This is a genomic window from Streptomyces sp. NBC_00258, from assembly GCF_036182465.1.
GTDB lineage: Bacteria > Actinomycetota > Actinomycetes > Streptomycetales > Streptomycetaceae > Streptomyces.
Genome location: NZ_CP108081.1, coordinates 865,531 through 880,609, shown reverse-complemented (window position 1 = coordinate 880,609; position 15,079 = coordinate 865,531). Strand labels below are relative to the sequence as shown.

The following is a 15,079-nucleotide window of genomic DNA, read 5'->3' as shown; positions in this document are numbered from 1 at the left end:
CAGAGGCGGTAGCTCACATAAATGGCGAGGCTGCAGCCTGTTGAAGTAGCCAGCAAGCGGAAGCCACGCTCACCAAGGGAACGCTCCCGACCCTTGGAAGGAGACCATAAAATAGATCACCAGAGGTATGAGGACGAGGAGAACGATCGCAGCGAGGACCTTCGCCCACACTGCTGTCTTGCCGCGGCCTTCAGTCGACATGATCACTCCGGACGAAACGTCTGTGCGTGGACGGTTGACGACGCCGCGGAGATGGTAGCTCCCCACTGATAGGCCAGGGTCCGAACCCACATCGGACATTGCTGCCTCTCCTGGGGCCTCTGCGATCATGACCGAGACCTCTTCAGCCGCCTCCAGCAGATGAGGCTGCAGGCGAGGGAGACGAAGGCGTCGTGTAGTTCGGTGCGGCGTTCCCAGCGGACGGCCAGACGCTTGAAGTGGTGGAGGAGCGCGAATGTCTGCTCGACGACGTAGCGGAGCTTCCCAGGCTTTTGATGTTGGGTGCACCCTTGCGGGAGATGACGGGCAGGATCCGACGTTTGCGCAGCTCTTCGCGGTTGAGGTTGGAGTCGCCCCACCGACGGGTCCTGCTGGGCCGGGTGGAGCCGTCCCGACCGGGTCCCGGCGACGTACCACCGCACCCACGCGGTGACCTACCTCCACGGCTGCTACTCGGTCGGCGACGACACCCTGTGGGGCGTCAACCGCCGACGCAAGGGAGCCGTGAACTCCCTGACCGCACTGAAGTCGATCCGCGCCGCGCGTCCGGACGGCGCCCCGATCTACGTGATCATGGACAACCTCTCCGCACACAAGGGCACCAAGATCCGCGCCTGGGCGAAGAAAAACAAGGTGGAGCTGTGCTTCACCCCCACCAACGCCTCCTGGGCCAACCCCATCGAGGCCCACTTCGGACCGCTGCGGCAGTTCACCCTGGCCAACTCCCACCATCCGAACCACACCGTCCAGAGCCGTGCCCTGCACGCCTATCTGCACTGGCGCAACACCAACGCCCGCCACCCCGACGTCCTGGCCGCCCAACGCCGCGAGCGTGCTCGGATCCGCAGCGAGAAGGGCATCCGCTGGGGCGGACACCCCCACTCAGCCGCAGCATGACCGGGCCCGGTGATCCGCCCCCGTCACCTCGCAGCGATTACCGACCCGGCTTGGTGCCAGCTCAGCGATGACCTCATCACCATCAACTGCTCCCGTCGGCACGAAACCCAGCGATGTGTAGAGCCGTCCGGCAACGGCGTTGTCCGGCTGATATGCCAGCCGGATCGTCCAGCAGCCCTCCTGCGCCGCCAACCAGCCCGTCATGGTCAGCAGAAGGGCATGGCCGAGGCCCTTGCCCTGCTCGGCGCCATCGATCAGCATTCCCCCGATCCAGTGCGAGCCGTCCTCGTCCAGACCCCACATGACGTGTCCGACGACCGTGTCGTCGGCGTAGACCGCCAGCGAATTCCAGCTGTCCTCACGCATCGACAGCAAGAGGTAGCGGGCTGCCATGGCGGGGACATGCCTTCGCTGCTCGTCGAGAGGCACGATGTCAGCGACCGCGCGCCAGTTCTCGTCACCCACCTCCCGTAAGGTGACGCGCCGTCCGGTCCGGTCGAAAAATCCGTGGTCAATCACCAGATGAGACTACTGCTCACAGTTCAGCGACCCGGTGAACGATGCCGGTCACAGCACTAGCCGGGACGCGTCCCGATCACGTGGCGCCTGTGATCAGGTCCTGCGACAGGTCCCACAGGCGCCGGGCGCCCGCCGGGTCGAGGGCGTAGCGGGCGACGCCGTGCAGGGTGCCGGAGCGTCGCTCGACGATCTCGGTCTCGTTGCAGTCGACGAAGTAGCGGCCGCCGACGCCTTCGAGCAACGGTGAGGTGGCCAGGAGGGCCGACGTGGCGGCGCCCTGTTCCACGGTCTTGATCAGCTCGGCGGGGACGCGGCCGCTGCCCCGGCCGCCGGTGTGCCGCTGCAGGTTCGTGTAGATGGCGCCCGGCATCAGGGCGTTGGCGGTGATGTTGTCGTCGGCCCAGCGGCGGGTCGCCTCCACCGCGAACAGGACGTTGGCTGTTTTGGACTGGCCGTAGGCGAGCCACGGGTCGTAGGGGCGGAAGGCGAAGTTGACGTCGTCCCACACGACCGGTGACCGCTGGTGGCCGGTGGAACTCGCCACCACGATGCGGGCGTTGCCGTCGGCGGCCAGCGCGCCGTGCAGGCCGGTGGCGAGGGCGAAATGGCCGAGGTGGTTGGTGGCGAACTGCCACTCCCAGCCCTGCTCGGTGTACTGCTCGGGGCAGGCCATGACGCCCGCGTTGTTCACCAGGACGTGCAGCGGGCCCTGCCAGGCGGCGGTGAAGGCCGTGATGGACGTGGGGTCGGTCAGGTCGAGGTGCACGGCCCGCACGTCCTGGTTGCCGGTCGATCCGGTGATGTCCTTGGCGACGCGTTCGCCCGCCGCCACGTCCCGCACGGCGAGGGTGACGGCCGCGCCAGTGGCCGCCAGGGCGCGGGCCGTTTCCGCCCCGATGCCGGAGGAGGCGCCGGTGACGACCGCGCGGCGGCCGGAGAGATCGATTCCTGACACGACCTCGCCGGCGGTGCTGGCGAAACCGAACGGGGTGGCGAGGGCACTCATGAGGGGACTCCTTGCTGAAAGGGCTGGATGTTGAAGCGGCCACGGGTGCTGCGGACGGCGGCGGACGGTGGTGTCTGGTGCGGTCAGGGGACGAGCATCGCGTCCTGCTCGACCGGAGGCGTGCCGTCGTGCCAGGGCAGGGCCTTGCCGAAGCGCACCAGTTCGCCGTAGAGCGCGGGGTCGACGTGCGCGGCGAAGACCAGATCGAGGACGGCTTCAGCGGCCCGGGCGGGCGGCTGGGCCCGGCTGTAGTCGCTGAACCACGGGCGTGAGGTCGCGGTGTCGACCATGCCTGGGCAGACGGCGGCGACGAGCGTGTCGTCGGCCAGGTCCCGGGCGCGGCGTTCGGCGACGACGGCGCGAACGGCGGCGACCTGGGCCACCTTCGAGGGCACGTTCAGCCACAGCGGCCAGCCGGCCTCCTGCGCGGTCTTGTGGTGGATGGCGCTGCGCCAGGACTCCACGGCGTACTCGACCTGGTCCAGGCTCGCGCCGTCGAACAAGTGGTGCAGCCGGCCGTCCAGGTGACCGAGCGTGCCCAGGCTGCTGGCGACGACGAGCAGCCGGCCGCCCGGGCGCAGCACGGGCCCGAAGGAGCGCAGGATCGCGTGCGTGGCGGTGTTGGAGACGTCGATGAACTCATCGGCCCGCTCGGACTGCGACTCCTCGGGAAGCAGCCGGGCGACCGCGTTGGAGATGACGACGTCCACCCCTGCGTACCGGGCCCGCAGCTCCTCGGCGAGACGGGCGATGGCGTCGGAGTCCGTGACATCCAGGACCCGGCCCTCGACACGGGCACGGGTAGCGGACGACTGGGTGACTTCCCGGGCGGCGTCCGCCACCCGCTGCTGACTGCGACCGGTGAGCAGGACCAGGTCCTGCGGATCCATGCGGGCCGCCAGTCCTTCGACGAAGGCCCGGCCGAGCCCTTGGTTGGCCCCGGTGACGAGGGCGATGCGTGAAGTGGTCATGCGTCCACGCTAGAAACCCCTGATCCATGCGTCCAACGAAAGTTTGGAACAGCTAGCATGCGTAAACATCATGGACTTCTCCGATGTGTCACTGACCGCACTGCGCGTCCTGCGGGCCGTGGCCGAACAGGGAACCTTCACCGCGGCCGCGGCGTCGCTCGGGTACACCCAGTCCGCGGTGTCCCGGCAGATCGCCGCGATCGAGCGCGCGGCAGGTACGGAGCTGCTGGAGCGGCGGCGCGACGGGGCCAGGCTCACACCCGCCGGCCGTGTCGTCATGCGCCGCGCGACGGTCGTGCTCGATGAGATCGCCGCGACCGCCAGGGAACTGTCCGGCCTGCCGGAGCAGACCGGGACGGTCCGTCTGGGATGGGTGCCCAGCGCCGGCGCCGTGCTGCTGCCCCGAGCCCTTACCGCATTGCGTGAAAGCGATCCCGGTCTCGAGGTTGTCGGCCGTGAGGGCGGCACCCCGGCACTGGTCCGCGCGTTGCGGGCGGGCAGCCTGGATCTGGCCCTGCTCGCCTCGGCGCCACCGTTCCGTGCGCCGGACGCCGAGTCGCCCCCGCTAGCACTGCAGACACTCACCGAACGCCCTCTGTGTCTCGCGGTGCCCGCCACGCACCCCCTGGCCCGCGGCGAATACGTGGACGTAGCCGATCTTCGGGGGCAGCGCTGGATCGCCGGGTCCTCATCGGGAGAGGACCGCCTGATGGGCGTGTGGCCCGGCCTGGACGGGCGCCCCGAGATCGCCCACACCGCCCGCGACTGGCTGGCCAAGCTCCACCTCGTCGCCGCAGGGTGCGGACTGACCACCCTTCCCGCCTCGCTCGTCTCCGCGGTACCTCCAGGAGTGCGGGTCCTCCCCGTCCGCGGCGGCCCGCAAGAACAGCGGCGCCTGCTCCTGGCCCGCCTGCCCGCCCCGCCCCGCCAGGCCGTGACACGTGTGGCCGCTGTCCTCCGCGCGATGGCGCTCGACGCCCACATGCCCCTTCCCTCCGCATGAGTGCGCTGTTGCGCTGGACCCGGCCCCGCCCTGCTCATGACGTCTCGATCAGCTCCAGCAGATTGCCCTCCGGGTCGGCGACGTACGCGTAGCGCATGCCTTCACTGGCGCCGGGTGCAGGGCGCGACACCGCAGCAGCCCCGCCGTCCTGCGTCAGGCGGGCGAACGCGCCGTCGAGATCCGGGACTTGAAGCGCCAGGTGGGTGAAGGTCTGCACGGCGGTGGCGGCGAAGGCGTCGGCGTGCGAGAGGGGGTGCGAGCCGCACGCGAAGCCGGACTGTCCACCATCAAGGTCATGCTCGGTGACGAGTTCGCCAGCACCGACGAAAGCCTCCTCGAAGCGGCGTTCCTCGCCAACGCCAAGCGCAAGGACCTGAGCGAACTTGAGGAAGCGCAAGTCGGGGCAGCCGCGGACAAGGGGTCTGAGCAGGGAGACAAGGGGTCTCGGCGGGAGCTCCCGGCTCCTTCGACTTCGGCGTGCTGGGCGCTAGCGGCGTTGTGAATGGTGATCTGGACGGCGCTGGCTGCGCCGGCGGCTGCCAGCGCGGCGGTTGCTGCCTCACCATGGTCGGTAAAGGCGAGTGAAGAATTGGCGGGCCCTGGCCCGCCACGGCGGCCGCCGCGAACACATGAGCGACACCCTCCAGGCCGTCGCCGGCCTGCTGTCCCATCAGCAGGCCGCGGAGCCCCGCCGCCCCCCTCGACGCCTGCCCGCTTACCGTGCACGAGCCCGCTAGGCCGGGGACCTTGGCTTAACGGTCAGGGTCAGGCGGTTGCCTGGTCGATCAGTGTGGCGGCGAGCTTGCGGGCGTCATGGATGGGTTGGGGGTCGTTGAGGGAGGTGGACAGAGCTCGGCAGCCTTCGAAGAGGAGGGCGAGTTGTCGTCCGAGGACGTCGGGGTCGGGAGCGCCGGCTTCGGCGGCAGCCCTGATCAGGCGCGCGGCGAAGCCCCGTTTGTGCTGCTCCACGAGCGCTGCGGCTTCGGGCATGTTTCCGGCTGCTTCCACAGCGGTGTTGTGCAAAGGACAGCCGCGCAGGACGGGTGGGTGCACCGGGCCGGCCGGGCGTTCGTCGAACAGGCGCAAGAGGCGTTCGCGGGGGGCAAGGTCATCACGGTCGAGGACGCTCTCAAGGCTGTGCGGTTCCACTCCGACACGCTCGACATAGGCACTGACCAGGGCTTCTTTGCTCGGGAAGTGTTGGTAGAACGTGCGCGTGGATACGTGTGCCTCGTGTGTCAGTTTGGCGATGCCGGTGGCGTGAATGCCGTCCCGTGCGAACAGTTCCACGGCAGTGCGCAAGATTCGCTCCCGGGCGCCGCGTCCGCCGCGGGATGCACGGGCCGGTGCATCGATCGTTTCCATGCCCTAAGTATAGCGATCGGTTTACTTCACACGAAGAGCCTGCTAGCCTGAAGTACAGCGATCGCTTTACTTTGCAAGGTGGCTGTCTGCCCCTTGCGGCGGGGCGGCGCTGAACGGCCCGGATACAGCAGGGTGCGCACCCTGCCCGCAGCGCCACCGGCCGGATCACGCAAAGGACCCAGATGGACACCCGACCCATCCTGGCGATCCGCCGTGGTTCTTCGGCAGGAGACTCTGCGTTTCTGCGCTGCTAATCGAGAGCGACAAGGCAAGGAAACGATCATGTCCAATCAGAATTTCGTCGCAGTTTCCCATGAGGTCGTCCGGTGGGCGATCGACACGAAGTCGTCGTTCGACGATTTCAAGGCCCGGTACGAGGCTGCCGTGCCGGTAATCGATCTCGAGGGGATGGAGCGGCTGCGCGCTGGGCGGGCGAGCTGGGACACTGTGCTCGCTGCCGCCGAAGAGAACGCGCCGCACGGTTTCATGCGGTTCTGGACCACCGATGTCGGTGCGACCATGCGGCTGGCCGGCAACCCCGGTTCCAGCGCCACCTACCTCATGGGGAACCACACCATCGCCGAGCGCATGTACCGGCACGACCCGGCGGTGATGCTCTACGCACCGCTGCGGACGACGATCCACCAGGACCGGCACGGCGCCACGCTGTTCAGCATCGACCAGCCCAGCACCCGCTTCTCCAGCTTCGGCATTCCCGAGATCGCCGCGGTCGGCGCGGAACTGGACCGCAAGGTCGCCAACCTGCTGAAGGTCCTTGATGTGATCGTGCCACCTTCTCTCTCCGCAGCCGACGACCGGTAGATAGAAACAGACCGAAGCGGCACGCTCCAGCCAGAAGTGAATCGTCGCGCGGATTATCCATTCTCAGAATGCCCAGTGACTCGTCAGGCCATTCTCTGCCGTGATCGACACTCAGATGCGAGTGCTGGCCTGCTGCTGAAAGGCAGGGCGTTAGTCACGTGCCGACAAACACTGTGAAATACAAGGGAGCTACCATGCAGGACAACGAAAATACCGTTGGCGCAGCGTCAGGTGATGACGCCATCGTCGAGCTCGGCGTAGCAGCGGCCGCCGCCGCGATCCGCAACGGCGAGATCACCTCCGAGGCGTACGCTTCAGCGCTCCTACGGCGCGCGCGCAAGCATGCCGACCTGAAGTCCTTCATCACCATCGACGAGTCCGCAGTGCTTACCGCGGCGGCGGCGGCGGACAAGGCCCGCGCTGCGGGTTCCACTGCTCCTCTCCTCGGCGTCCCGATCGGAATCAAGGACAGTTACGCCACCGCCGGACTGCGCACCACGCTCGGCGTGGGCAACCTGGAGGACTTCGTCCCTCAGCAGGACGCCGACGTCGTCGGCGCGCTGAAAAACGCCGGGGGCATCGTCTTTGGCAAGAACAACCTCGTGGAGATGTCCTTCGGGCTGACCGGGCACAACAGCCCGTACGGTCAGGTGAAGAACCCTTACAGCCACGACCATGTCCCCGGCGGATCGTCCAGCGGCTCCGGCGCGGCAGTTGCCGCCCGTATTGTGCCCGCATCGACCGGCGGCGACACGGTGGGCTCCATCAGGGTTCCCGCGTCCCTGAGCGGCGTGGTCGGCTACAAGCCCACCAACGGCCGCTGGCCGGGAGGCGGCGTCGCCCCGATCTCCCACACGCTCGACACCACCGGCATCCTCACCCGCAGCGTCGAGGACGCCGCGCTGCTCGACCAGATCGTCACTCGCAACACCTCGGCCCCCGGCTCGCGCCGGTCCGACCTGCGCGGGGTGCGGTTCGCCCACGCTCCCCGGCAGTACATGAAGGTAGTCGACCCGGAGACCGCAGCACACTTCACCGCCGCGCTCGAACGCCTTCGCGACGCGGGCGCCGACATCGTCGAGATCGACCTCGGCGAGAGCTTCATGGAAACGGCGAACCTGCTGACGTGGAACTTCTTCTTCCGCGAGATGCGGGAGGCTGTCGGGCAATTCGTCGCCGACAACGACTTCCCCGTCACGTTCGATGAGATCTACAACGACGTCAAGCCCCAACTCAAGGAGATCTGGAGCCAGGTCGTCGTCCCGGACGGGCCGGGCTACCTCTCCGACGAGGGCTACCAGTCAGCTCTGACCACCGAGCGCCCGCAACTCCAGCGCCGACTCGGGCAGGTGTTCACCCACCATGCGGCCGACGCGCTGCTCTTCCCGACCACCCCCTGCCCCGCACCCCTGATCGAGCACGGTTCGAGCTTCACCATCGCCGGCCACCAGGTCGACGACCGGTTCCTCGCCTACAACACCATCCCCACCAGCGGAGCTGGCCTGCCCGGCATCAGCATCCCCATCGGCCTCAGCACCAACGGCCTGCCCATCGGCCTCGAGATCGATGCCGCACACGGCGCGGACAGCAGCCTCCTCGACGTCACTCGCCGAGTGGAGGCCCTCTTTGGCACTCTGCCCGCACCCGCCTGATCACCTCACCGCCCGTCGAGTCGATCGGACACACGCCGACGACGCGCAGGCACACCAACCGACACCGAACTCGATAGAAGGACTCTTCGCAATGAATGCAGTAACGGCTCCGACCAAGACCGTTGACGTCGCAGGGACTGCGTTCGCCTACCGAGAGGTGGGCACGGGTCAGGGTGTTCCGCTGGTCCTCCTGCACCACGTCACCGCGGTGCTGGACGACTGGGACCCCGCCGTGGTCGACGGCCTGGCAGCCGAGCGGCACGTCATCATGGTCGACCTGCGCGGGGTCGGCCGCTCCGGCGGAACCACCCCCGACAACTTCGAGGCGATGTCCGACGACACCATCGCCTTCCTGGACGCCCTCGGCCTGGACGTGGTCGATCTGCTCGGCTACTCCCTGGGCGGCATCGTGGCCCAGGTCGTCGCCCAGCAGCACTCCGGCCGCATCCGCCGGATCGTCCTGGCCGGCACCACACCTGCCGGCGCCCCGGGCCCGGCTGCCACCGGAGCCACCCTCCAAGCAGCCATCCAGAAGGCGACCGAGCAGGGCAAGCACCCCAAGCACTTCCTGTTCTTCGAGCCGACACCGGCCGGCCAGGCAGCCGCGGACGCCTTCCTCGCCCGCCTGGACCAGCGCACCACCGACGACCGCGACACCCCGATCTCCAACGCAGCGATCGGCGCGCAGCTCGCCGCCCTCAGCGCCTGGGAAACAGACGCCTCATCGGCCGGCCTGGCGGCCGTGAAGCAGCCCGCACTCGTCGTCAACGGCGACAACGACACCATGTGGCCGACGGAGGGCACCCTCCAGCTCGCCGAGCTGCTGCCCGATGCCAAGCTCGCCGTCTACCCCGACTCCGGCCACGGCGGCATCTTCCAGTACAGCGAGGTGTTCGTACACCAGGCCCTGGACTTCCTCCGCGACTGATCCGCCAGGCCGCTCACGAAACGCCCGACGCTCAGCGGTCAGGCCCCCCACCCTCCGGATACCTCACACCAACGGCGTACCGCAGGGAGCATCAGCCGTCACTGCCCGACGACAACCCGAAATCCTCAGTAAGGGGCCAAGAGACCATTCGTCCGGCACATCGGCGCAACCCCGCGGTTCCGGCCGTTTGTACGTCCTTTGTTGCCATCCCTTGGCATATGCGCTGCCTGTCGGATCCGTGCTCGGTACATCTGAACCAAGGGTGCGCGTTCGGAGGAGGGGGCTCATGGTTCTGACGATCAATGTGGCGGTTCTCCTGGCGGTCATCATTGTTGTCCGGCTTCGGCGCCGCGTTCAGGCGCGGAAGCGGTCCGATGAACAGCTGACCGTTGTCATCGTGTTGGTGTTCGGTGTGCTGGTCGCTCCGACGGCCTTCGGGCAGGGAATCGCCGATGTGGTCGGGCAGCTCGCGGACGGCATTACCGACTCAGGCCGCTGAGTGTTCTCTTCAGGTCTGGTTGCAGCGGATGCCTGTGCCGGGAACATCCGCGGGGGCGCGCTGGTTACACCAGGCGTGGTTGTGGAGGGGACGGTGTCCCCGGGCCTCACCTATTGCCCATGAGGACGATCGTTCGGCTGAAGCCTCATGGAGCGTTCCGCCGCGTAGGCGACCGCCCTTCACGACCACGTTCTTCGTTGCAGCCGCCGCCCGGGATCCGTCCCGTGCGGCGGCTGTTTCGCGTGGGCTGCGCAGCGCGCCCCGACCATGGGTCCGCACACCCCGACCACGGCTGGTCAGCGTGGGCCGTGGCATCACATCCGGCCCTCTCCCCGGGGCTGTGCGCGACACAGCTGCGCTCACTGCGCGAACAGATCAGGTCGCTGTTCGCCTCTCGCGCCGAAGGTCTCCCCGCTCTCCCCGCCGCGGTCAGAGCCGTCAACGACGCGATGACCCGCGTCCCCACCGCCCCGCTGCTGCAGTGGGACGACAAAACCGGCCCCTACCGCGCCAGCCCCCACCCCACCACCGCAATCGTGGACCACGCCCTGGCCACCCTCGCCGCTGACGCCTCAGACCTGCTCACAGGCCCCGACGCGGACCGCCTCACCGCCTGCGGCTCTGCCCCCTGCAACCGCTACCTGCTTCGCTACGGCCGCCGCCGCTGGTGTTCCACCCGCTGCGGCGATCGCGCCCGCGCCGCTCGCGCCTACGCCCGCCGCACCGCCTCCCCATGACAGCTGCAGCCACACAGCAACCACCAGCGGTTCTTCGCCGGTGCCGCGTTGCGGGCGATGGTGTTCGACCTGAAGCAGGTCAGCCGATACCTCACCGACCCGGGCCTGCGTGCGCAGGCCCTCGCCCGGGTCACCGCCCCCGCCACCGGCTGTCGTCGTACACCGCCCAGCACTTGTCGTCGTACACCGCCCAGCACTGGCACGCCCAGCTCACCGGCACTTACCGCGGCTACCAGGCACTGGCAAGCGGCCGTAGAAGACCATGAGGATCTGCTCGGGCGCGCGGATCTGGAGGACGCCAGCGAGCGCGAGAACAGGGAGCGTCACCGCGGCGGTGCTTGCGAAGGCTCCGGTCATGGCCACCCGACCATCAGCGGACGTGGCCGGCGGCGACTAGGCGGGCGATCGCGTGGTGTGCGGCGGTGGGCTGCTTGAGGCCGGCCTCGCGCTCCTGGTCGTCGGGCTCGAAGTAGGAGCGCAGCATCGCCTGGCGCTCGTAGGGGGTACTGGTGAGCGCGTCCAGGAGACGGTCGTAAGCGGCGGGGTGCCCGAAGCACTGCCTGTACCAGGCGTGCGCGTTGCCCCGGCAGCGACGCCGAAGACCGCCTGCGCCTGCTCGCCTCCCTGGACGGTTCCACCCGCACGCCCGCAGACACCGTTCGTACCACCGCGGACGGCTGACAGGCGTCGTGGGCCGGCCGTACATGACCTGCCGCACCGTGACCATGAGCGGCGCGTACGCCAGCACGATCTGTCTCGCCCGGTCCACCGCCTGGGGCGCGGCGATCATCATTCATCGTGCGGGGATGGTTACCGTAGAGGGGTGCGCTTCGTCGTGGAAGACTTCAATGTTCGTCTTGTGCACTGCTGTTGCGCTCTCGACGGGTTCACCGCCACCGAGATTGCGGGCGAATCGGGGAAAGGCTCCGGCGGAAACCTGTACGCGGAGTTGGTGTCCTTTCTTGAAGTGGTAGGCGGTCGGTGAGAGGCGCACCGTCGCGCAGGTGGTGTCGTCGCCGACGTCGAGGTGGACGAGGTCGTCGCACACGTTGAGCGACTTGCCGTTCGGATCGACGTCGCACAGTCGCACGAAGACATCGACGCTGGGACGGTCCGCGCGCACCCAGATGTCTGCGGTGACCTCACCGATCACCTCAAGGTCGTCGGTGAGCGGTGCGCCGGTGAAGGTGAGTACGTCGGGGCGTTCTTCCAGCTTCCTGTTGTCGACGGGGCCCGCTCCGGCGGGGGTGAGTTTCGCTCCGCCCAGGGAGGGCGTGGGGTCGCCCGGGTCGTAGGTGAACGTCGAGGGCGGTTCCGTGGATCCCGCTGTGGCGGTGAGGGTGCCGTCGGTGCGGAGGTACAGCCGCTGGGGTTCGTACCCGGCAGGCGGCCACGTTTCGAAGTCGCGCCACTCGTCCGCGCCCATCACGTACAGGCGCACCGGAGCTCGGGGTGGGGGTTCTTGGCCGGTGGCGACAGCGGAGGCCCACTCGGCGACCTCGGTGACGGACGCGCCCATGCCGCGGGGGTCGGCGTGCCACCACGGTCCGACGGTCAGCCGGGGCTCGCGGCCGGCGTCGACGAGGGTGGTGAAGTCTCGGAGTTGGTCGGCGAGGAAGATGTCGTGCCAGCCGGTGACGGAGCTGACCGGCACGGTGACGTCCGGGACGGTGCCGCTGCGGTCCAAGTCCTGCCAGTACGTGCTGTTCTGATCGTGGTTCACGATCTGTTGGAAGAACTGCGACGTTCGGCCGAGCATCGCCTGGTCGACGTCCGTGATCGGCAAGGTGTTCATGGCGTTGGCGATGTGGCGCTGGTCCGCGCCGACCATCGACCGGAGCAGGTAGCCGCGCTGTTCCTGTGCGGCGGGCCGAGGCGAGCCGTTGTGGGACTGCGGTGCGGTGTTCCAGGAGAAGTTCGTGATGGTCTCGAGGTCGATGCGGCCGGGCCGTGTGAGGCTGAGAGCGAGCCGGGAGGAGGTGATGTGCGGGACCATGGCTTTGACCTCGGGAGGGGCGGCGTCGGCGATGGCCCATTGGGTGTAGCCGAAGTAGCTGGATCCGGCGAGGATCACCCGGCCGCTCGACCAGGACTGGTCGGCGAGCCACCGGAGTGTTGCGAGGCCGTCGGCGCGTTCGTTGCGCATGGCCAGGAACTCGCCGTCGGATCCGAACGTGCCGCGGGCGCTGACCATCAGTACTTGCAGTCCGCGTTCGGCGAGGACGGGGCCGTAGAGCCATCCGAGGGGGCCGCCGCGCCCGTAGGCGGTGCGGACGACGACGACCGGCACCTCGCTGAGTGATCGTCCGCCGGTGTCGCGCGGGGCCCAGTGGTCGGCGACGAGCGTGGCACCGTCATCCATGGGTATTTTCAGGCCGCGTTCGACGTGGACCCGGCGTGAGGTGGCGGGCGGGAGCGGAGCCATGCGCTCCGCGAGGCGTCCGATTGCGGTCATGGTCAGGCCTCCGGGGTGAGCGCGATGCGGCCGGCGAGGTCGCGGCTTTCCATACGCTGGTGGGCGGTGACGGCCTGGCTGAACGGCAGAACGTCGACCGCGGTGTCCGCCAGACCGGCGGCGGTCGCCTCGACGGCCGCGGCGAGGGCGGCGGGAACGACCTGGGGATGGGCCGGCAGGAACGCACCGGCGTTGTAGCCGCTGACGGTGATACTGCGGAACCAGAGCTGGTTGGTGTCCACTTGGTGGCCCCAGTCGTCGGACGCGTTGCCCGCGGCGATGAGACGGCTGCCCGGGATCATCACGTCGAGGCTCTGGGTGCGGAGGGTTCCGCCGACGGGGTCGATGACCACGTCGAACTTCTCGTCACCGAGCGCGCTGTGCAGGTCTGTGGAGTCCACGATCCGGTCGTAGGGAAGCTTCGTCGCCTCGGCGGCGGCGAGTTTGCCCGGCCGAACCGTGCCGACGACGCGACCCGCACCGAGCTGCTTCGCGACGCCCGGGAAACCGGCGGACAGGCCGCCGAGAGCGCCATGCACGAGAACCCTCTCACCGTTGACCAGATGAGCGACCTGGGTCAGCGCCACGTGCGCCATCGTGGCGTTCGGAATCACCGACACGGCGAGAGCGGGGTCGATATCGTGCCCCTCGATCGAGACAGTCAGCGCAGCCTTGGCGATGTAGACGGAGGCGTACCCGCCGGTGCCGGTGCCTGCGGACAGAGCGACCACCTGCTCCCCGACGGTCAGCCCGGCCGCGCCATCGCCGAGCGCGCGGACCGTGCCGGCAACTTCAAGGCCGGGCACGAACGGTGGCTGCGGCATGCCGGGTTGGTCCTTGTACCGGCCCTGCCTGAAGAACACGTCGATCAGGCCGACCGCGGAGTGCGAGACGTCGATTGCGATCTCTCCAGGGCCCGGGGTCGGGTCCGGGAGGCCAGTGACGAGCTCGAGAGCGGCCGGGTCACCGAACTGCGTGGCCTGTACTGCCTGCATGGATCTGTCCTCTCCAGTGGATGGCTGTCGCCTACCGATTTAACGCACCTCGTGATGCGTTATGAGGAACGTAGCACGCCATAGCCGCTTAGCGCATCATGGTGCGCGTTATAGTTCTCGCATGAAGGAGCGAGCACGATCCGCGCAGGACAAAGCGCAACGGTCGGAGGATCTGCTGCGCGCCGCGGAGGCACTGGCGACGGACCTCGGCGGCGTCCGATTCATCACCGTGCAGGCGGTCACCGAGCGAGCGGGCCTGCACCGCACTGGTGTGCGCCGGTACTACTCGAGCAGAGAAGAGCTGTTGCTCGAGCTCGCAGAGCGCGGCTGGAGCCAGTGGCGGGGTGCGATCTCTGCGGCGGTGGCCCAGCGAGCCGGCCTCGGCCCGGAGGACGTCGCCGGCGTCGTCACGGACACGATCACCACGCTGCCGGTGTTCTGCGACCTCCTCACCCACGTCACGTTGACGCTCGAGGGCGACGTCGACATGGAACGAGCACGCCAGTACAAGACCGCATCGTTCGCCGCGTACGACGCGATCGTCGACCACCTCGACCTCGTGAGCTCGATGACCCCGGACCAGCTGCGCGGACTCCTAGCGGCGACCCTCGCACTGGCCTCGAACGGGTGGCAGGTGTCGCACCCGACGCCCACCCTCGCCGCGCTCTACGAGCAAGTGCCCGAATGGGGCCACGTCGCATTTGATTTCGCCCCACGGCTGAAGCTGCTCCTGACCGCACTCGCGGTCGGCCTGCACGCCGTCATCCCAGACAGTGGCCCCACTCCAAGGGCCAACTGAGAACTGTCCAGTCCCTGATTCCTGATATGTAGCAGGTTCTTGTCAAGGGCAGGGGTGTGCGGCCCCTCCCGTTGAGAGGGGTGTGGGGCCGGCGGGGGCGGACCGGGTGTGCGTGTCGTGGCGTCGACGCGCGGTCAGCCTGATATACGCGGGTTGGATACCGCATGACCGGTTGTGCGTCGGGAACGGACCGCTCATTTAATGCCGGGCGT

At 68.4% G+C, this 15,079-nt stretch carries 14 protein-coding genes and 2 pseudogenes; 8 read left to right on the top strand and 8 right to left on the bottom strand.

All coding sequences use genetic code 11. The features are described from left to right. Nucleotides 1-570: 570 nt before the first annotated feature. Nucleotides 571-1,116: pseudogene (locus OG718_RS04120) on the top strand (transposase); the annotation flags it as partial. On the opposite strand, the gene OG718_RS04115 reads toward OG718_RS04120, so the two are convergent. The 3 genes from OG718_RS04115 to OG718_RS04105 form a co-directional block, all read right to left on the bottom strand. Continuing rightward, nucleotides 1,102-1,635: a GNAT family N-acetyltransferase gene (locus tag OG718_RS04115; protein WP_328843287.1), complete on the bottom strand. Its 534-nt coding sequence runs from the start codon at nucleotides 1,633-1,635 to the stop codon at nucleotides 1,102-1,104. The pseudogene OG718_RS04120 and the gene OG718_RS04115 sit on opposite strands and share 15 nt — an antisense overlap. Before the next feature lie 76 nt (nucleotides 1,636-1,711). After that, entirely contained in the window at nucleotides 1,712-2,641 is a 930-nt protein-coding gene (locus tag OG718_RS04110; RefSeq protein WP_328843286.1) for an SDR family NAD(P)-dependent oxidoreductase, read from the bottom strand. A gap of 83 nt (nucleotides 2,642-2,724) precedes the next feature. Then, the gene (locus tag OG718_RS04105) at nucleotides 2,725-3,612 is read right to left on the bottom strand and encodes an SDR family NAD(P)-dependent oxidoreductase (RefSeq protein ID WP_328843285.1); all 888 of its coding nucleotides are present in this window, start codon (nucleotides 3,610-3,612) and stop codon (nucleotides 2,725-2,727) included. A 70-nt stretch (nucleotides 3,613-3,682) separates the two neighbouring features. Between OG718_RS04105 and OG718_RS04100 the strand changes: the two genes are divergently transcribed. Next, the gene (locus OG718_RS04100) at nucleotides 3,683-4,615 is read left to right on the top strand and encodes a LysR family transcriptional regulator (RefSeq protein WP_328843284.1); all 933 of its coding nucleotides are present in this window, start codon (nucleotides 3,683-3,685) and stop codon (nucleotides 4,613-4,615) included. A gap of 34 nt (nucleotides 4,616-4,649) precedes the next feature. Here the strand turns inward: OG718_RS04100 and OG718_RS04095 are convergent, their stop codons facing one another. Further along, a complete protein-coding gene (locus OG718_RS04095) occupies nucleotides 4,650-5,012 on the bottom strand; it encodes a VOC family protein (RefSeq protein ID WP_328843283.1) in 363 nt (120 codons plus the stop codon). Between the two features lie 368 nt (nucleotides 5,013-5,380). Further along, on the bottom strand, nucleotides 5,381-5,980 hold the full coding sequence (locus OG718_RS04090) for a TetR/AcrR family transcriptional regulator (RefSeq protein ID WP_328843282.1): 600 nt from the start codon (nucleotides 5,978-5,980) through the stop codon (nucleotides 5,381-5,383). Between the two features lie 282 nt (nucleotides 5,981-6,262). Between OG718_RS04090 and OG718_RS04085 the strand changes: the two genes are divergently transcribed. The 5 genes and pseudogenes from OG718_RS04085 to OG718_RS04065 form a co-directional block, all read left to right on the top strand. Beyond that, on the top strand, nucleotides 6,263-6,802 hold the full coding sequence (locus tag OG718_RS04085; RefSeq protein ID WP_328843281.1) for a DUF302 domain-containing protein: 540 nt from the start codon (nucleotides 6,263-6,265) through the stop codon (nucleotides 6,800-6,802). A 194-nt stretch (nucleotides 6,803-6,996) separates the two neighbouring features. Next, nucleotides 6,997-8,454, top strand: a complete 1,458-nt coding sequence (locus OG718_RS04080; protein ID WP_328843280.1) for an amidase family protein — start codon at nucleotides 6,997-6,999, stop codon at nucleotides 8,452-8,454. A gap of 91 nt (nucleotides 8,455-8,545) precedes the next feature. After that, on the top strand, nucleotides 8,546-9,382 hold the full coding sequence (locus OG718_RS04075) for an alpha/beta fold hydrolase (RefSeq protein WP_328843279.1): 837 nt from the start codon (nucleotides 8,546-8,548) through the stop codon (nucleotides 9,380-9,382). A gap of 286 nt (nucleotides 9,383-9,668) precedes the next feature. Next, nucleotides 9,669-9,881, top strand: coding sequence for a hypothetical protein (locus OG718_RS04070; protein ID WP_328843278.1), 213 nt, complete (start codon nucleotides 9,669-9,671; stop codon nucleotides 9,879-9,881). 263 nt (nucleotides 9,882-10,144) lie between these two features. Further along, nucleotides 10,145-10,618 (top strand): annotated as a pseudogene (locus OG718_RS04065) (ABATE domain-containing protein); the annotation flags it as partial. A 370-nt stretch (nucleotides 10,619-10,988) separates the two neighbouring features. Here OG718_RS04065 and OG718_RS04060 read toward each other — a convergent pair. From OG718_RS04060 to OG718_RS04050, 3 genes are read right to left on the bottom strand one after another with little or no spacing between them, the layout of a single operon-like run. Then, complete coding sequence (locus OG718_RS04060) at nucleotides 10,989-11,411, bottom strand: hypothetical protein (protein WP_328843276.1); 423 nt, start codon at nucleotides 11,409-11,411, stop codon at nucleotides 10,989-10,991. Continuing rightward, on the bottom strand, nucleotides 11,412-13,073 hold the full coding sequence (locus OG718_RS04055; protein WP_328843275.1) for a CocE/NonD family hydrolase: 1,662 nt from the start codon (nucleotides 13,071-13,073) through the stop codon (nucleotides 11,412-11,414). Between the two features lie 2 nt (nucleotides 13,074-13,075). Next, the gene (locus OG718_RS04050; protein WP_328843274.1) at nucleotides 13,076-14,068 is read right to left on the bottom strand and encodes a quinone oxidoreductase family protein; all 993 of its coding nucleotides are present in this window, start codon (nucleotides 14,066-14,068) and stop codon (nucleotides 13,076-13,078) included. A 121-nt stretch (nucleotides 14,069-14,189) separates the two neighbouring features. Between OG718_RS04050 and OG718_RS04045 the strand changes: the two genes are divergently transcribed. Next, nucleotides 14,190-14,867, top strand: a complete 678-nt coding sequence (locus OG718_RS04045) for a TetR family transcriptional regulator (RefSeq protein ID WP_328843273.1) — start codon at nucleotides 14,190-14,192, stop codon at nucleotides 14,865-14,867. Nucleotides 14,868-15,079: the final 212 nt, after the last annotated feature.